General features: G+C 71.7%; 15 protein-coding genes. All 15 read right to left on the minus strand.

Going from position 1 to position 14,100, the window contains the following annotated elements; genetic code table 11:
• Positions 1–36: 36 nt before the first annotated feature.
• The gene (locus AC2H4J_RS14525; protein WP_487465581.1) at positions 37–1,014 is read right to left on the minus strand and encodes a F0F1 ATP synthase subunit gamma; all 978 of its coding nucleotides are present in this window, start codon (positions 1,012–1,014) and stop codon (positions 37–39) included.
• A gap of 3 nt (positions 1,015–1,017) precedes the next feature.
• The gene (gene atpA, locus AC2H4J_RS14530; protein ID WP_487465582.1) at positions 1,018–2,655 is read right to left on the minus strand and encodes a F0F1 ATP synthase subunit alpha; all 1,638 of its coding nucleotides are present in this window, start codon (positions 2,653–2,655) and stop codon (positions 1,018–1,020) included.
• A gap of 55 nt (positions 2,656–2,710) precedes the next feature.
• Positions 2,711–3,529, minus strand: coding sequence for a F0F1 ATP synthase subunit delta (locus tag AC2H4J_RS14535; protein WP_487465583.1), 819 nt, complete (start codon positions 3,527–3,529; stop codon positions 2,711–2,713).
• A complete protein-coding gene (locus tag AC2H4J_RS14540) occupies positions 3,529–4,071 on the minus strand; it encodes a F0F1 ATP synthase subunit B (RefSeq protein WP_487465584.1) in 543 nt (180 codons plus the stop codon). The genes AC2H4J_RS14535 and AC2H4J_RS14540 overlap by 1 nt, the downstream gene beginning before the upstream one ends.
• 46 nt (positions 4,072–4,117) lie before the next feature.
• Positions 4,118–4,345: an ATP synthase F0 subunit C gene (gene atpE / locus AC2H4J_RS14545; RefSeq protein WP_487465585.1), complete on the minus strand. Its 228-nt coding sequence runs from the start codon at positions 4,343–4,345 to the stop codon at positions 4,118–4,120.
• 81 nt (positions 4,346–4,426) lie between these two features.
• On the minus strand, positions 4,427–5,242 hold the full coding sequence (atpB, locus tag AC2H4J_RS14550; RefSeq protein WP_487465586.1) for a F0F1 ATP synthase subunit A: 816 nt from the start codon (positions 5,240–5,242) through the stop codon (positions 4,427–4,429).
• Positions 5,239–5,475 carry an AtpZ/AtpI family protein gene (locus AC2H4J_RS14555; RefSeq protein WP_487465587.1) on the minus strand — a complete coding sequence of 79 codons (237 nt, stop codon included), beginning with the start codon at positions 5,473–5,475 and terminating at the stop codon, positions 5,239–5,241. The genes atpB and AC2H4J_RS14555 overlap by 4 nt, the downstream gene beginning before the upstream one ends.
• A gap of 116 nt (positions 5,476–5,591) precedes the next feature.
• Entirely contained in the window at positions 5,592–6,065 is a 474-nt protein-coding gene (locus AC2H4J_RS14560) for a Cg1360 family ATP-synthase-associated protein (RefSeq protein WP_487465588.1), read from the minus strand.
• The gene (locus AC2H4J_RS14565) at positions 6,062–7,306 is read right to left on the minus strand and encodes a glycosyltransferase family 4 protein (RefSeq protein ID WP_487465589.1); all 1,245 of its coding nucleotides are present in this window, start codon (positions 7,304–7,306) and stop codon (positions 6,062–6,064) included. Before AC2H4J_RS14565 ends, AC2H4J_RS14560 begins: the two co-directional genes overlap by 4 nt.
• Positions 7,307–7,310: 4 nt before the next feature.
• The gene (locus AC2H4J_RS14570; protein WP_487465590.1) at positions 7,311–8,588 is read right to left on the minus strand and encodes a serine hydroxymethyltransferase; all 1,278 of its coding nucleotides are present in this window, start codon (positions 8,586–8,588) and stop codon (positions 7,311–7,313) included.
• Between the two features lie 84 nt (positions 8,589–8,672).
• Positions 8,673–9,314 (minus strand): L-threonylcarbamoyladenylate synthase, encoded by a 642-nt coding sequence (locus AC2H4J_RS14575; RefSeq protein WP_487465591.1) that lies wholly within the window; start codon positions 9,312–9,314, stop codon positions 8,673–8,675.
• 24 nt (positions 9,315–9,338) lie between these two features.
• Positions 9,339–10,196 carry a peptide chain release factor N(5)-glutamine methyltransferase gene (prmC, locus tag AC2H4J_RS14580; protein ID WP_487465824.1) on the minus strand — a complete coding sequence of 286 codons (858 nt, stop codon included), beginning with the start codon at positions 10,194–10,196 and terminating at the stop codon, positions 9,339–9,341.
• Positions 10,193–11,257, minus strand: coding sequence for a peptide chain release factor 1 (gene prfA, locus AC2H4J_RS14585; protein ID WP_487465592.1), 1,065 nt, complete (start codon positions 11,255–11,257; stop codon positions 10,193–10,195). Before prfA ends, prmC begins: the two co-directional genes overlap by 4 nt.
• A 138-nt stretch (positions 11,258–11,395) precedes the next feature.
• The gene (rpmE, locus tag AC2H4J_RS14590) at positions 11,396–11,641 is read right to left on the minus strand and encodes a 50S ribosomal protein L31 (RefSeq protein ID WP_487465593.1); all 246 of its coding nucleotides are present in this window, start codon (positions 11,639–11,641) and stop codon (positions 11,396–11,398) included.
• A gap of 115 nt (positions 11,642–11,756) precedes the next feature.
• Positions 11,757–13,862, minus strand: coding sequence for a transcription termination factor Rho (gene rho, locus AC2H4J_RS14595; protein ID WP_487465594.1), 2,106 nt, complete (start codon positions 13,860–13,862; stop codon positions 11,757–11,759).
• Positions 13,863–14,100 lie beyond the last annotated feature (238 nt).

The raw sequence follows: 14,100 nt of genomic DNA on the forward strand, positions 1-14,100 counted from the left end.
GGGCTGCGGTGGTTCTGCGTATTCAGATCGAACATGTCAGTCGCCGACACCGGCGGAGGCCAGCGCGTCGGACCCGCCGACGATCTCGCTGATCTCCTGGGTGATCTCGGCCTGGCGGGCCTGGTTGGCCTGCCGGGAGAGGTTCTTGGCCAGCTCCTCGGCGTTGTCCGAGGCGGACTTCATCGCGCGGCGGCGGGATGCGGACTCCGAGGCGGCCGCCTCGAGCATCGCGGCGTAGATCCGCGTGGTGATGTACTTCGGCAGCAGGGCGTCCAGCAGCCCCTCGGCCGACGGCTCGAACTCGTACGACGTCGGCACACCCGAGTCGCCCCCGGTCGTGCCGTGCTCACGGTCCTCCCGCTCGTAGTCGAACTCCTCGACCTCCTCGACCTCCAGCGGTGCCATGCGCTTGGCGACGGGCACCTGCGAGAGGAGCGAGCGGAACTCGGTGAAGACGATGTGGAGCTCGTCGACGCCCAGGATGTCGTCCGCGCCGGCGCCGCCCTGCTCGTCGTCGTCCTCACCGGCGGCGAAGACGTCGATGAGCGCGGAGCCGACCTCCTGCGCGTCCTCGTAGCGGGGCTGCTCGGAGAAGCCCGTGAACGTCGCCGCCATCTCGCGGTCGCGGAAGGAGTAGTAGGTCTCCCCCTTGCGACCGACCACGTAGAGCACGGGGTCCTTGCCCTCCTGGCGCAGGAGCGCGAGCAGCTCCTCGGTGCGCCGGAGCACGTTGACGTTGTACGAGCCGGCGAACCCGCGGTCGGACGTGATCACGAGGACCGCCGCCCGCTTCGGGTTCTGCCGCTCGGTGAGCAGCGGGTGGTCGAGCGAGGCCGACGACGCCAGTGCCGAGAGCACCCGCGTGATCTCACGCGCGTACGGCTTGGACGCCTCCACCCGGGCCTGGGCGCGCACGATGCGGGCACCGGCGATCAGCTCCTGCGCCGAGAAGATCTTCTTCGTCGACTGCGTGGAGCGGATGCGGCGCCGCAGCGCGCGGAGGGAAGCAGCCACGGGTCAGGCCTTCTTCTTGACCTGGACGCGCTCCTGGCCCCGCTCCGAGGCGTCCATGGCCTCGGCCTCGTCGTCGTGGACCTTGAGCGAGTCGCCCTCCGACGTCGTGAACTGGCCGTAGAACGCCTCGACGGCCTTCTCCAGGCTCTGGACCGTGTCGTCCTCGAGCTTCTTGGTCTCCCGGATGGTGTCGAAGACGGTGTTGTCGCCGCGGGCGATGAAGTCGAGGAACTCCGACTCGAAGCGCCGCACGTCGCCCACCGGGACGACGTCGAGCTTGCCGGTGGTGCCCAGCCACAGGGACACGACCTCGCGCTCGACCGGGAACGGCGAGTACTGGCCCTGCTTGAGCAGCTCGACGAGCCGCTGCCCGCGGTCCAGGGTCGCGCGGCTGGAGGCGTCCAGGTCCGAGGAGAACGAGGCGAACGCCTCGAGCTCGCGGAACTGGGCAAGGTCCAGGCGCAGGCGGCCGGCGACGGACTTCATGGCCTTGATCTGCGCCGAGCCGCCGACCCGGGACACCGAGATGCCGACGTTGATGGCCGGGCGGACACCGGAGTTGAACAGACCGGTCTCGAGGAAGATCTGGCCGTCGGTGATCGAGATGACGTTGGTCGGGATGTAGGCCGACACGTCGTTGCCCTTGGTCTCCACCAGCGGCAGGCCGGTCATCGAGCCCGCGCCGAGCTCGTCGGAGAGCTTCGCGCAGCGCTCGAGCAGGCGGGAGTGCAGGTAGAAGACGTCGCCGGGGTAGGCCTCGCGGCCCGGGGGACGACGCAGCAGCAGCGAGACCGCACGGTAGGCCTCGGCCTGCTTGGACAGGTCGTCGAACACGATGAGGACGTGCTTTCCCTCGTACATCCAGTGCTGGCCGATGGCCGAGCCGGTGTAGGGGGCGATGTACTTGAAGCCCGCGGCCTCGGATGCGGGAGCGGCGACGATCGTCGTGTACTCCATCGCGCCGGCCTCTTCGAGGGCGGTGCGGATGGCCGCGATCGTCGAGCCCTTCTGGCCGACGGCGACGTAGATGCAGCGGACCTGCTGCTCCGGGTCGCCGGTCGCCCAGGCTTCCTTCTGGTTGATGATCGTGTCGGTGGCGATCGCGGTCTTGCCGGTCTGCCGGTCGCCGATGATCAGCTGCCGCTGGCCGCGGCCGATCGGGGTCATGGCGTCGATGGCCTTGATCCCGGTCTGCATCGGCTCGTGCACCGACTGCCGCTGCACCACGGTCGGTGCCTGCAGCTCCAGGGCGCGGCGGCCGCTCGTCTCGATCTCGCCGCCGCCGTCGATCGGGTTGCCCAGGGGGTCGACCACGCGGCCGAGGTAGCCGTCGCCGACGGGCACGGAGAGCACCTCGCCGGTCCGGCGGACCTGCTGGCCCTCCTCGATCCCGGAGAAGTCACCCAGGACCACGACGCCGATCTCGCGGACGTCGAGGTTCAGCGCCAGACCGCGGACGCCGCTCTCGAACTCGAGCAGCTCGTTGGTCATGACCGAGGGCAGTCCCTCGACGCGGGCGATGCCGTCGCCGGCCTCGGTGACGGTGCCGACCTCCTCGCGGGAGACGTCGGGGCTGAACTCGGTGACGTAGTTCTGGATGGCACTGCGGATCTCGTCTGCGGAGATCGTCAGCTCGGCCATGAGTGGTGTCCTCTTCCCTGCGGGGTGGTGTCTGGAGTGGGTGCCGGGTCGGCGGTCAGCCGGCCAGCCGCCGTCCGGCGACTTCGAGTCGGTGGGCGATGCTGCCGTCGATGACCTCGTCGCCCACCTGGACGACCAGACCGCCGAGCAGGCTCGGGTCCACGGTCACCTGCAGCCCGATCGTCCGCCCGTACAGGCGGCCGAGCACGTCGGTCAGGCGCTGTTCCTGCGCCGCGGTCAGCGCGACCGCGGAGGTCACCCGCGCGATGGACTGGCCACGGCGCCGGCTGGCCTGGTCCGACAGCCGCTCGATCGCGGTGTCGGCGGACCCGGTGTGCGTCCCGGTCAGCACGTTGCGCAGCAGCTGCTCGGTGACCGGGCTGACCTTGCCCGAGAGCAGGCGGTCGATCAGCGCAGCCTTGCCCTCGGCCGGAGCCTTCCGGTCACTGAGGATGCGGGTGAGCCCCTGGTCGCCACCGACGATGCGGCCGAACCGGAAGAGCTCGTCCTCGACGCTCTCCAGTTCGCCGCCGGCGTCCGCGGCGTCCAGCGAGGCCTCGATCGCCAGCGTGCGCATGCCGTCGGCCAGGTCGATCGGGTGCGACCAGCGCTGCCGGGCCACGGTCTCGACCAGGTCGAGCGCGGCCGCGGACACCTTCGACCCGAACAGCCTGCGCGCGAGGGCCGCGCGGTCCTCGGGCTTGCCCGACGGATCCGACAGCGCCCGGCGCAGCGCGAGCTGCCCGTCGAGCAGCCGCGCGATGGCGAACAGCTCGTCGGCCAGCGCCAGCAGGGCCGGGCCGGCGGCGCCGGCCGTCTGCTCGGCGAGCTGCTCGCGCGCCTCGGCGAGCGCGACCCGGGTGGAGGCCTCCATCAGCGGGTGCTCTCGCCGGCCGCGGCCATGCCGTCCAGTTCGGCGAGGAACCGGTCGACCGTGCCGCCGCGGCGGGCGTCGTCGGCAAGGGACTCGCCGACCACCCGGCCGGCGAGGTCGACGGCGAGCGTGCCGATCTGGCCGCGCAGCTCGTTGACGACCTGCTGCCGCTGGGTGGCCAGCTGCTCCTCGCCGCGAGCCGTGATCCGCGCCGCCTCCGCCTGCGCCTGGGTCCGCAGCTCCTCGAGGATCTGCTGGCCCTCGGCGCGGGCCTGGTCACGGATCTGGGCGGCCTCGTTGCGCGCCTCGGCCAACTGGGCGCGGTACTGCTCGAGCGCCGCCTTGGCCTCGGCCTGCATCGCCTCGGCCCGCTCGATGCCGCCCTCGATCGCTTCGCGGCGGGCCCGGAAGACCTGCTCGAAGCGGGGCGCGACGAACTTCGCGAACACGAAGAAGACGATCGCGAACGCGATGATCCCGATGATGATCTCGCCCAGCGGCGGGATCAGCGGGTTGTGTTCCTCCGCAGCGAGGATGTTCATGCTCGGTGTCCCTGTCTCAGAGTCGGAGCCCGTACGCCGGTACGGATCAGGTGCCGAAGACGAAGGGGACGACGAAGCCGATCAGGGCCAGCGCCTCGGAGAGCGCGAAGCCGAGGAAGGCGTAGGTACGGGTGAGACCGGCCGACTCGGGCTGGCGCGCGGTCGCCTGGATGTAGGCCGCCCACACGATGCCGACACCGATACCGGGGCCGATGGCGGCGAGGCCGTAGCCGACCGATCCGATGCTGCCGTGCAGTTCTGCCAGAACGTCCATTGCGGGGTGTTCCTCCTCTGTCGTCGCCTCGCGGGTGCGGGGCGGCTGGCGGGGTGGTGCTGTCGGGGGGGGTGCGGTGAATCAGTGCTCGGCTTCGATCGACCCGTTGAGGTAGGTGCCCATCAGGACGGTGAAGACATAGGCCTGCAGGAAGATGACCAGCAACTCGAAGAAGGTCATCACGATCGCCATGAGCGCCGAGATCGGGCCGAAGACGACCGAGTAGTTGTCCCGGCTCAGCAGGTAGACGGCGCCGAGGGAGAAGACCACCAGCAGCATGTGGCCGGCGAACATGTTCGCGAAGAGCCGGACGGCGAGGGTGAACGGCCGGACGATGAAGTTCTGCAGGATCTCGATCGGCGTCACCAGGATGTACATGGGCTTCGGGACGCCGGGCAGGAACAGGATGTCCTTGAAGTACCGGCCGACGCCCTGCTCGCGGATGCCGATGTAGATGTACATGACCCAGCAGATCAGGGCGAGGACGAGAGGGAACGCGAACTTCGACATCGGGGAGATCTGCGCGAACGGGATGATCGCCATGATGTTGTTGGCGAGGATGAAGAAGAAGAGCGCGGCCAGGAAGGGTGCGAACGGCAGGCCCTTGGGGCCGACGACGTCCCGGGCGATCCCGTCGCGGACCAGCGAGTAGCCGCTCTCGCCGATGAACTGCAGCTTGCCGGGGACGATCTGCGGCTTGCGCACCGTCGCGACCAGGAACCCGATGAGCAGGACCGTGGCGATCGCCAGGCCGAGGATGATCCGGGTGATCTCGAAGTCGACGCCGAACAACGAGAACGTGAACAGGGGCTTCGGGTAGAACTCACCGAGCCCGGGGGCCTCGAAGCCGTCGCCGGCCGCGAGCACGTTCCCTAGCGCGAGGGCGCTGGAGGTCACCGTTGTCCCTTCTGCGTCCGTACATCCCCCTGTGGCCGGCTCCGTCGTCCGCCCGGGGTCTTGCTGGTGCGCTTTCCCTCCGCTTGGGGAGGAGCCGCGCCGTACCTGGCGACCACGAGGTAGATGGCCACCGCCATGCCGAAGATGATGCCGACCGGGAAGAACACTCGCGTGTCCAGCCAGTGGTCGAGCAACCACCCGGCCCCGCCCCACACGGCCATGCCGGAGATCATCGTGCCGATGATCGCCCAGCCTGTTTCGGCACCACTGCCGTGACTGACCGGACTCGCAGGTCGGGGCCGAGAGTTCCCGCGGGTGGGGAATTCCTCGGCCATCACTTCGGACCCTATCAGCCGCGCTGCGGCGGGCTTTCCGGGTCCGGCGGAGCGGGGGGCTGGACTACCGGCGGGGAGGGTGGGGACACGTAGTAGAGCTGACGCGTCCAGACCCACCGCAGCTGGACCGCGCTCCACAGCAGGGCCCCCGCGATGACCGTCCACGCCAGGGTGAGGCGGTCCAGCCAGCCCTCCTCCGGGAGCGCGGTCAGGAGGGCGAAGAGCACCAGGGCCTTGACGAAGAACATCCCGAGCGCGGCGGGCAGCGTGAAGGTGTCCTGGATGCGCCCGGCCCAGGCCACGACCAGGCTGGACGCCGCGAAGAACGCCGTCACGACCGCGGCGCCGAGCAGCACTCCGAGCGCGTCGTCCCACCCGGCCACCAGGCCCGTGACCAGGGCGCCCACCGCCGCCGCTCCCCCGGTGACCAGTGCGCCCACGCGCAGGAACGACAGGTCCCAGGGGACGTCGGAACGCGTGGACGTCACGGGACCACCTGCGGGTCGGCCGGCTGCCGCGGCGCCGGCCGGGTGGCGTCGGGGTCGGCGACGCGCACCGCCCGGGCGGTCGGGTGGTCGACCCGGCTGCGCTCGCGCTGGGCGGCCAGCTCGGCCGCTCGCGCCTCGCGCGCGGCCCGCCGGGCCCGGGGGCTCAGGACGACGACCACGCCGACCAGGAGCAGGACGCCGATCGCCACGAGCAGCTCCGCCCGTCCCCCGGTGATCGACAGCCCCACGGCCCCGAAGGACAGCAGGGCGGCCCAGAAGTACATGACCAGGACGGCGCGGCGGTGGGAGTGCCCGATCGACAGCAGGCGGTGGTGCAGGTGCATTTTGTCCGGCGCGAACGGCGACCGGCCCTTGCGGGTGCGCCGGATGACCGCGAGCACGAGGTCGATGGACGGGATGAAGAGAACGGCGATCGGCACCAGCAGCGGCAGGGCGAGCGGCAGCAGGCTGGCAGCCGAGTCGAACGACTGCGGGTCGACTCCCCCGGTGGCGGTCACCGCCGCCGCCGACAGCATCAGGCCCACCAGCATCGACCCGGAGTCGCCCATGAAGATGCGCGCCGGACTGAAGTTGTGCGGCAGGAAGCCCAGGCAGGCCCCGGCGAGCACGGCGGTGATCAGCGAGGGCGCGCTGGCGACGTCGCCGTAGCCGGCCAGCCCGAGGTGGTAGCTGTAGGCGAAGAAGGCCAGCGCCGCGATCGCCGAGACGCCCGCCGCCAGGCCGTCCAGGCCGTCGATGAAATTGAGCGCGTTGACCGTCAGGACCGTCACCAGGATGGTCAGCGGGACGCCGGTGTCCGGGCCGAACGACACGGTGCCGATGTCGGCGACGGGCAGGAACAGGAACGCCAGCTGCACGCCGAGGAGCACCATCACCCCGGCCGCGGCGATCTGGCCGGTGAGCTTGGTCAGCGCGTCCAGGCCCCACTTGTCGTCCAGCACGCCGAGCAGGCAGATCAGCCCGCCCGCCACCAGGACGGCATAGGTCTGGGAGTCGTCGAACGTCCGCTGCAGCGCCGGGAGGCGGCTGGCCACCAGGATGGCGGCGGACACCCCCAGGTACATGGCCACGCCGCCGCCCCGCGGGGTGGGGATGACGTGGACGTCCCGGTCACGCGGGGCGGCCATCATCCGGAAGCGGATCGCCATCATCCGCACCACGGGCGTGGTCAGGAAGGTGACCAGCGCCGCGGTGAGCAGGACGACGGCGTACTCGCGCATGGTCTCAGCCGGCGCGTGTGGGCTCGGGGTAGGCCGGGTGGGCGGCGACCAGCTCCCGGACGCCGGCGGCGACCTCCGCCGTCCGGCTCCCGTCGGCGTCGCGGATGGCCGTGCCGATGAGCGACGCGATCTCCTTCATGTCCGTCTCGACCATGCCCTGCGTGGTCACCGCGGGGCTGCCCACCCGGATGCCCGACGCGACCGCGGCAGGCTGCGGGTCGTTGGGGATCGCGTTCTTGTTCAGCACGATGCCGGCAGCGCCGGTGCGTGCCTCGGCGTCCTTGCCGGTCACCCCGGTCTCCTGCAGGTCCAGCAGCGCGAGGTGCGTGTCCGTGCCACCGGCGACCGGCCGGAGGCCCTCGGCGGCCAGGCCCTCGGTCAGTGCCTGGGCGTTGGCGATCACCTGGCGGGCGTAGGTCTGGTACTCGGGCTGCAGGCACTCCTTGAAGTTCACGGCCTTGGCGGCCACGGAGTGCATGAGCGGGCCGCCCTGCATCATCGGGAACGCGGCCTTGTCCAGGGCCGCGGCGTGCTCGGCCTTGCAGACGAACGCGCCGCCGCGCGGGCCGCGCAGCACCTTGTGCGTGGTGAACGTGACGACGTCGGCGTACGGCACCGGGCTGGGGATCGCCTTGCCGGCCACCAGGCCGATGAAGTGCGCCGCGTCGACCATCAGCTTGGCCCCGACCTCGTCGGCGATCTCGCGGAAGGCGGCGAAGTCGATCAGCCGCGGGATTGCCGAGCCGCCACAGATGATGAGCTTCGGCCGGTGCTCACGGGCGAGGTCGCGCACCTGGTCGTAGTCGATGTGCTCGGTCTCGGGGTTCACGCCGTACTGCACCGGGTTGAACCACTTGCCGCTGAAGCTGACCTTCGCGCCGTGCGTGAGGTGCCCGCCGTGCGGCAGGGCCATGGCGAGGAAGGTGTCGCCCGGCTGGAGGAAGGCGCCGTAGACGGCGAGGTTCGCATTGGCGCCGGAGTGCGGCTGCACGTTCGCGTGCTCGGCCCCGAACAGCTCCTTGGCCCGCTCGATCGCCAGGTTCTCGGCCCGGTCGACGACCTCGCAGCCGCCGTAGTAGCGCTTCCCGGGGTAGCCCTCGGCGTACTTGTTCGTCAGCGTGCTGCCGAGCGCGGCGATCACCGCGGGGCTGGTGAAGTTCTCGCTCGCGATCAGCTGGAGCCCTCCGCGCAGGCGGTCCAGCTCGTCGGTGACGACGTTCGCGATGTCGGGGTCGAAGGCGGCCAGGGCGTCGAAGTCCGGGCCCCAGTAGGGGGTGCTCATCTCAGGCGCACTCCAGAAGTCGGTGCGGGCGCCCGCGATACCCGGGCTCGGGCGGCGCGGCGGATGGGCCCACGGTATCGCCCCTCAGTCTGTGAGCTCCGGCACGACCTCGCGCAACCGGTCGACGGAGATCGCGCCGACGCGCAGGACCCGGGGCACCGGCGCGGTGCAGTCGACGATGGTGCTCGGCGCGCCGCTGGTGCGGGGACCACCGTCGAGGACGACGGTGGCGTGCGTCCCGAGCTGCTCGACCGCCTCCTGCGCCGTGGTCGCGGCGGGCCGGCCCGAGCGGTTGGCGCTGGAGACGGCGAGGGGTCCGGTGCGGCGCAGCAGGTCCCGCGCGACGTCGTCGTCCGGCAGCCGGACGGCGACCGTGCCCTCCGCGTCCCCGAGGTCCCACGCCAGGGACGGCGCGTGCTCGAGCACCAGCGTCAGTCCGCCGGGCCAGAACGCCTCCGCCAGCTGCTGGGCGACCGGGGGCAGGTTCACGACCAGCCCGGCGAGGGTCGAGGCCTCGCCGACGAGCACCGGCACGGGCATCGTCCGCCCGCGGTTCTTCGCGGCGAGCAGCCCGGTCACCGCAGCGGGGGTGAAGGCGTCGGCGCCGACGCCGTACACGGTGTCGGTGGGCAGCAGCACCAGCTCACCGCGGCCGATCGCCGCCGCGGCGGCGTCGAGTCCGGCGGTGCGGGCGTCGGGGTCGGAACAGTCGTAGAGGTCGGCCACGGGGAAGGAGTTTTCCTCAGCCGGTCAGGACGCGCGCCGGGCGGTCGTGAACCGGGGCCGGCCGGCCAGGTCGGGATGGTCCTCGACCTCGGTGAACGCACCGTGCGCCCGGACGAGCGCGGGCAGCGCGCCGCCCTGCTGGTCGGCATGCTCGATGCCCAGCCAGCCGCCCGGGTGCAACAGCCGTGCGGCGACGGTCAGCATCCCTCGGACGACATCGAGGCCGTCGGGGCCGCCCCACAGCGCGAGCGGCGGGTCGTGGTCGGCCACCTCGCGCGGCAGGACCGCGTCGTCGGGCACGTAGGGCGGGTTGGAGACGACCACCGCCACCCGCCCGTCGAGCTCGGACAGCAGCGACGGGTCGGTCATGTCGCCCTCGACGACGCCCACGGGGGTGTCACCGGCCGACACCCGGCCGAGGGCGTTGTGGCGCGTCCACTCGATCGCACCGGGGTCCCGCTCGACGGCGGTGACCCGTGCGCCCGGATGTTCGTGCGCGATCGACAGCGCGATGGCGCCGGACCCACTGCCCAGGTCGACGACGATCGGCCCGTCGATCCCGGCGATCCGCTCCAGCGCCCAGCCGGTGAGCTGCTCGGTCTCCGGCCGTGGCACGAACACCCCCGGCCCGACGGCGAGGTCGAGGAACCGGAACGGCGCGCGCCCGGTCAGGTGCTGCAGCGGCACCCGGTCGGCCCGCTGGTCGACGAGGGTGCCGAACCGCACCGCGACGTCGTCCGGGACGGAGACCAACGTGAGCAGCCGACCGCGCGAAACGCCCAGCACCGAGGCGAGCAGCAGCTCGGCGTCCACCCGCGGGGACTCGACCCCGGCGTCGGCGAGCCGGCGGGCGGCGTCGGCCAGCAGCGCGCGCGGGTTCAGGAGCCGGCCGCCAGCAGCTCGGCGGTGTGCGCGGCCGTCAGGGCGTCGATCACCGCGTCGAGGTCGCCGTCCACGACCTGGTCGAGGTTGTAGGCCTTGTAACCCACCCGATGGTCGGCGATCCGGTTCTCCGGGAAGTTGTAGGTGCGCACCCGCTCGCTGCGGTCCATCGTGCGCACCTGGCTGCGGCGCTGGTCGCTGGCGGCGGCCTCGGCCTCCTCGCGCGCGGCCGCGAGCAGCCGGGAGCGCAGCACGCGCAGTGCCGACTCCTTGTTCTGCAGCTGGCTCTTCTCGTTCTGCGAGCTGACCACGATGCCCGTGGGCACGTGCGTGATCCGGACGGCGGAGTCGGTGGTGTTCACGCTCTGCCCACCGGGCCCCGAGGAGCGGAACACGTCGATGCGCAGGTCGTTCGGGTCGACGGTGACGTCGACGTCCTCGGCCTCCGGCAGCACGAGGACGCCGGCCGCCGACGTGTGGATCCGGCCCTGGCTCTCGGTGACGGGCACCCGCTGCACGCGGTGCACCCCGCCCTCGAACTTCAGCCGCGACCAGATGCCCTCGTCGGTGCGCGACTTCACCGCGACCGCCACGTCCTTGTAGCCACCGAGGTCGGACTCGACGGCGTCGAGGATCTCGGTGGACCAGCCGCGCCGCTCGGCGTACCGCAGGTACATGCGGAGCAGGTCGCCGGCGAACAGCGCGGACTCCGCGCCGCCCTCCCCCGCCTTGATCTCGAGGATGACGTCCTTGTCGTCGTCGGGGTCCTTGGGCAGCAGCTGCTCGCGCAGCCGGGCGGAGAGCTCCTCGACGCGGGCGTCGAGGCTGGTGGCCTCGGTGGCGAACGACGCGTCCTCGCCCGCGAGCTCGCGGGCGGTCGCGAGGTCGCCGCGGGCCTCCTCGAGCGCCCGGGAGGTCTCGACGAGCGGCGCCAGCTGCGCGTAGCGCCGGCCCAGCCGCCGGGCCCGGGACTGGTCCGCGTGTACCTCGGGCTCGGCCAGTTCCCGCTCGAGGGACGCGTGCTCGGCGAGCAGGTCGGCCAGCCGGTCGGGGCTGCTCATCGCACTCTCCCTTTCGACGGTTTGTGCACTAACCGCCACGGCGGTTAGTGCACGAACCGTCGGGTGGTCGGTGGGGCGGACATGCGAACGGCGCCCGTCCCGCCCCGGAGAGGGGCGGCACGGGCGCCGTCGGTGTGGCTACTTGTCGGCGGAGTCGCCGGCCGCGGCACCAGCCGTGGCGCGCTTGCCGAACCGCTTCTCGAAGCGGGCCACGCGGCCACCGGTGTCGAGGATCTTCTGCTTGCCGGTGTAGAAGGGGTGGCAGGCCGAGCAGACCTCGACGGTCAGCTGACCGGTCGGGGACGTGCTGCGGGTGGTGAAGGTGTTCCCGCAACCACAGGTCACCGTGGTCTCGTTGTACGCGGGGTGGATGTCGGGCTTCATGCCGTCGCCTCTTCCGAGAAAGTCTGTCTGGTTCACGTGGTGGAACGCCGGCGGGCGGGAGGTATTCCGCACCCGCCGGCGTCGCTCAGTCGGTCAGTATCCCCGAGGGGATTCGCTACTCGTTACCCGGGCCCAGCGTCGTCTTCTGGATCTGCATCAGGAACTCGACGTTGTTGCGGGTCTTCTTCAGCTTGTCGAGCAGCAGTTCCAGTGCCTGCTGCGGCTCGAGCGCGGCCAGCACGCGGCGCAGCTTGATGACGATGGCGAGCTCCTCGGGGTTCATGAGGATCTCTTCCTTGCGGGTGCCCGAGGCGTTGACGTCGACGGCCGGGAAGACGCGCTTGTCGGCCAGGCGGCGGTCGAGCTTGATCTCCGCGTTCCCGGTGCCCTTGAACTCCTCGAAGATGACCGTGTCCATCGTGGAGCCGGTCTCGACCAGCGCCGAGGCGATGATCGTGAGGGAGCCCCCGTTCTCGATGTTGCGGGCAGCACCCAGGAAGCGCTTGGGCGGGTAGAGCGCCGTCGAGTCGACACCGCCGGAGAGGATGCGCCCGCTGGCGGGGGCCGCCAGGTTGTAGGCGCGGCCCAGGCGGGTGATCGAGTCCAGCAGGACGACGACGTCGTGACCCATCTCGACCAGTCGCTTCGCCCGCTCGATGGAGAGCTCCGCGACGGTCGTGTGGTCCGACGGCGGCCGGTCGAAGGTCGAGGCGATGACCTCGCCCTTCACCGAGCGCTGCATGTCGGTGACCTCTTCCGGACGCTCGTCGACCAGGACGACCATCAGGTGGCACTCGGGGTTGTTCGTCGTGATCGCGTTGGCCAGCGCCTGCAGCACCATCGTCTTGCCGGCCTTCGGCGGGCTGACGATCAGCGCGCGCTGCCCCTTGCCGATCGGCATGACCAGGTCGATGACCCGGGTGGTCAGCATGTTCGGCTCGGTCTCCAGCCGCAGGCGCTCCTGCGGGTAGAGGGGGGTCAGCTTGGTGAACTCCGGCCGCTGCTTGGCCCGCTCGGGGTCCAGGCCGTTCACCGTGTCGAGGCGGACCAGCGCGTTGTACTTGTCCTTGCGCTCGCCCTCGCGGGGCTGCCGGACGGCGCCGGTGACGGCGTCGCCGCGGCGCAGGCCGTAGCGACGCACCTGCGACAGCGAGACGTAGACGTCGTTCGGGCCGGTCAGGTAGCCCGAGGTGCGGACGAACGCGTAGTTGTCCAGCACGTCGAGGATGCCGGCGACGGGCAGCAGGACGTCGTCCTCGCTGACGGTCGGCTCGCCCTGGTCGAAGCGCTCACGGCCACCGCCACCACCCTGGGCGTTGCCGCCCCGGCGGTTGCGGTCGCGGTAGCGCCGGCCGCGGCGACCGCGGCCACCCTCGAAGTCGTCGTCGTCCTCGTCGGGGCCGCTGGGGTTCCGTTCGTTGGTGCGCCCGTCGTTGCGGTTGTCCGGACGCCCACCGCGCTCGTTGCGGTCGTTGGTGCCAGGGCCGCGGTTGCCCCCGTCCCGGTTGGCACCGTCCCGGCCGGCGTTGCGGTCGTTGCCGCCGTCGCGGTTGGCGTTGCGGTCGTTGCCGCCCTCGCGGTTGGCGTTGCGGTCGTTGCCGCCGTCGCGCCCGGCGTTGCCGCCGTCGCGGGTGCGGGGACCGCGGTCGCGGTTGCGCTGCGGGCGTTCGCCGTCGGTGTCGTCCCCGTCGCCCCGCTCGACGTCGCCGTCCGGCTGGGTCTGGGGAGCGGGCTCGCCGACGGTGGTGGGGGCGTCGGCGGACGGCGAACCGGCCGGCCGGCTGGCACCGCGGCGGGTGCGCAGGGGGCGACCCTCGGTCGCAGCGGGCGCGCCGTCGTTCCCGGTGGAGCCGCTGAGAGGAGCGCCGTTGGCGCCACCGCTGACCGGGGCCTCGAGGGGCTCGGCGGCCGCTGGAGCGGGCACGGACGGGGCGGCGGCAGCGGGGGCCGCGCCGTTGGTGGTGCCGGAGGGAGCGTCCGCGGGGGCGGAGCCGCCCACCTGGCGGGCGGAGATGGCGGCTACGAGGTCGCCCTTGCGCATCCGCCCGGTGCCGGGGATGCCCAGTTCGCCCGCGAGCCGCTGAAGCTCGGGCAGCAGCATCCCGGACAGACCGCTGCCGCGGCGCCGGGGGCTGCCCGTCGTCCCAGAAGCGGCAGCTGCCTCGCTCGTACCGGCGGCGTCCTGCGTTCCGGTCTCGACGAGGTCGGTGGTTTCACTCACGTACAGGTCCTTCCCTGCGGTGACCTGCGCGTTGCAGCGCAGGGGGTGCCCCGGCCCTCTGCGGTCCGGCCCGGAGGCGGGGCGCAGAAGGAAACGGGTCGAAAAAATGCGAGGCGGATCAGCGGCGAAGAGAGATCGTCTGCTTCGGCCCCGCGCGAGGCTCGCCCGAGTGGGCGGCTACGCCGTGAGCCTAGACGTCGCTCACGGACTGAACAACACCGGTTGGTTCCAGCGTGTT

The sequence above is a fragment of the Blastococcus sp. OS1-29 genome (genome assembly GCF_057628075.1).

What these genes read in the sequence shown, in the direction of transcription:
- AC2H4J_RS14565 (WP_487465589.1), bottom strand. Translation starts at nt 7,306, where the DNA reads ATGCGCGAGTACGCCGTCGTCCTGCTCACCGCGGCGCTGGTCACCTTC.
- AC2H4J_RS14570 (WP_487465590.1), bottom strand. Translation starts at nt 8,588, where the DNA reads ATGAGCACCCCCTACTGGGGCCCGGACTTCGACGCCCTGGCCGCCTTC.
- AC2H4J_RS14540 (WP_487465584.1), bottom strand. Translation starts at nt 4,071, where the DNA reads ATGAACATCCTCGCTGCGGAGGAACACAACCCGCTGATCCCGCCGCTG.
- rpmE (WP_487465593.1), bottom strand. Translation starts at nt 11,641, where the DNA reads ATGAAGCCCGACATCCACCCCGCGTACAACGAGACCACGGTGACCTGT.
- atpE (WP_487465585.1), bottom strand. Translation starts at nt 4,345, where the DNA reads ATGGACGTTCTGGCAGAACTGCACGGCAGCATCGGATCGGTCGGCTAC.
- AC2H4J_RS14535 (WP_487465583.1), bottom strand. Translation starts at nt 3,529, where the DNA reads ATGGAGGCCTCCACCCGGGTCGCGCTCGCCGAGGCGCGCGAGCAGCTC.
- AC2H4J_RS14555 (WP_487465587.1), bottom strand. Translation starts at nt 5,475, where the DNA reads ATGATCTCCGGCATGGCCGTGTGGGGCGGGGCCGGGTGGTTGCTCGAC.
- prfA (WP_487465592.1), bottom strand. Translation starts at nt 11,257, where the DNA reads ATGAGCAGCCCCGACCGGCTGGCCGACCTGCTCGCCGAGCACGCGTCC.
- atpA (WP_487465582.1), bottom strand. Translation starts at nt 2,655, where the DNA reads ATGGCCGAGCTGACGATCTCCGCAGACGAGATCCGCAGTGCCATCCAG.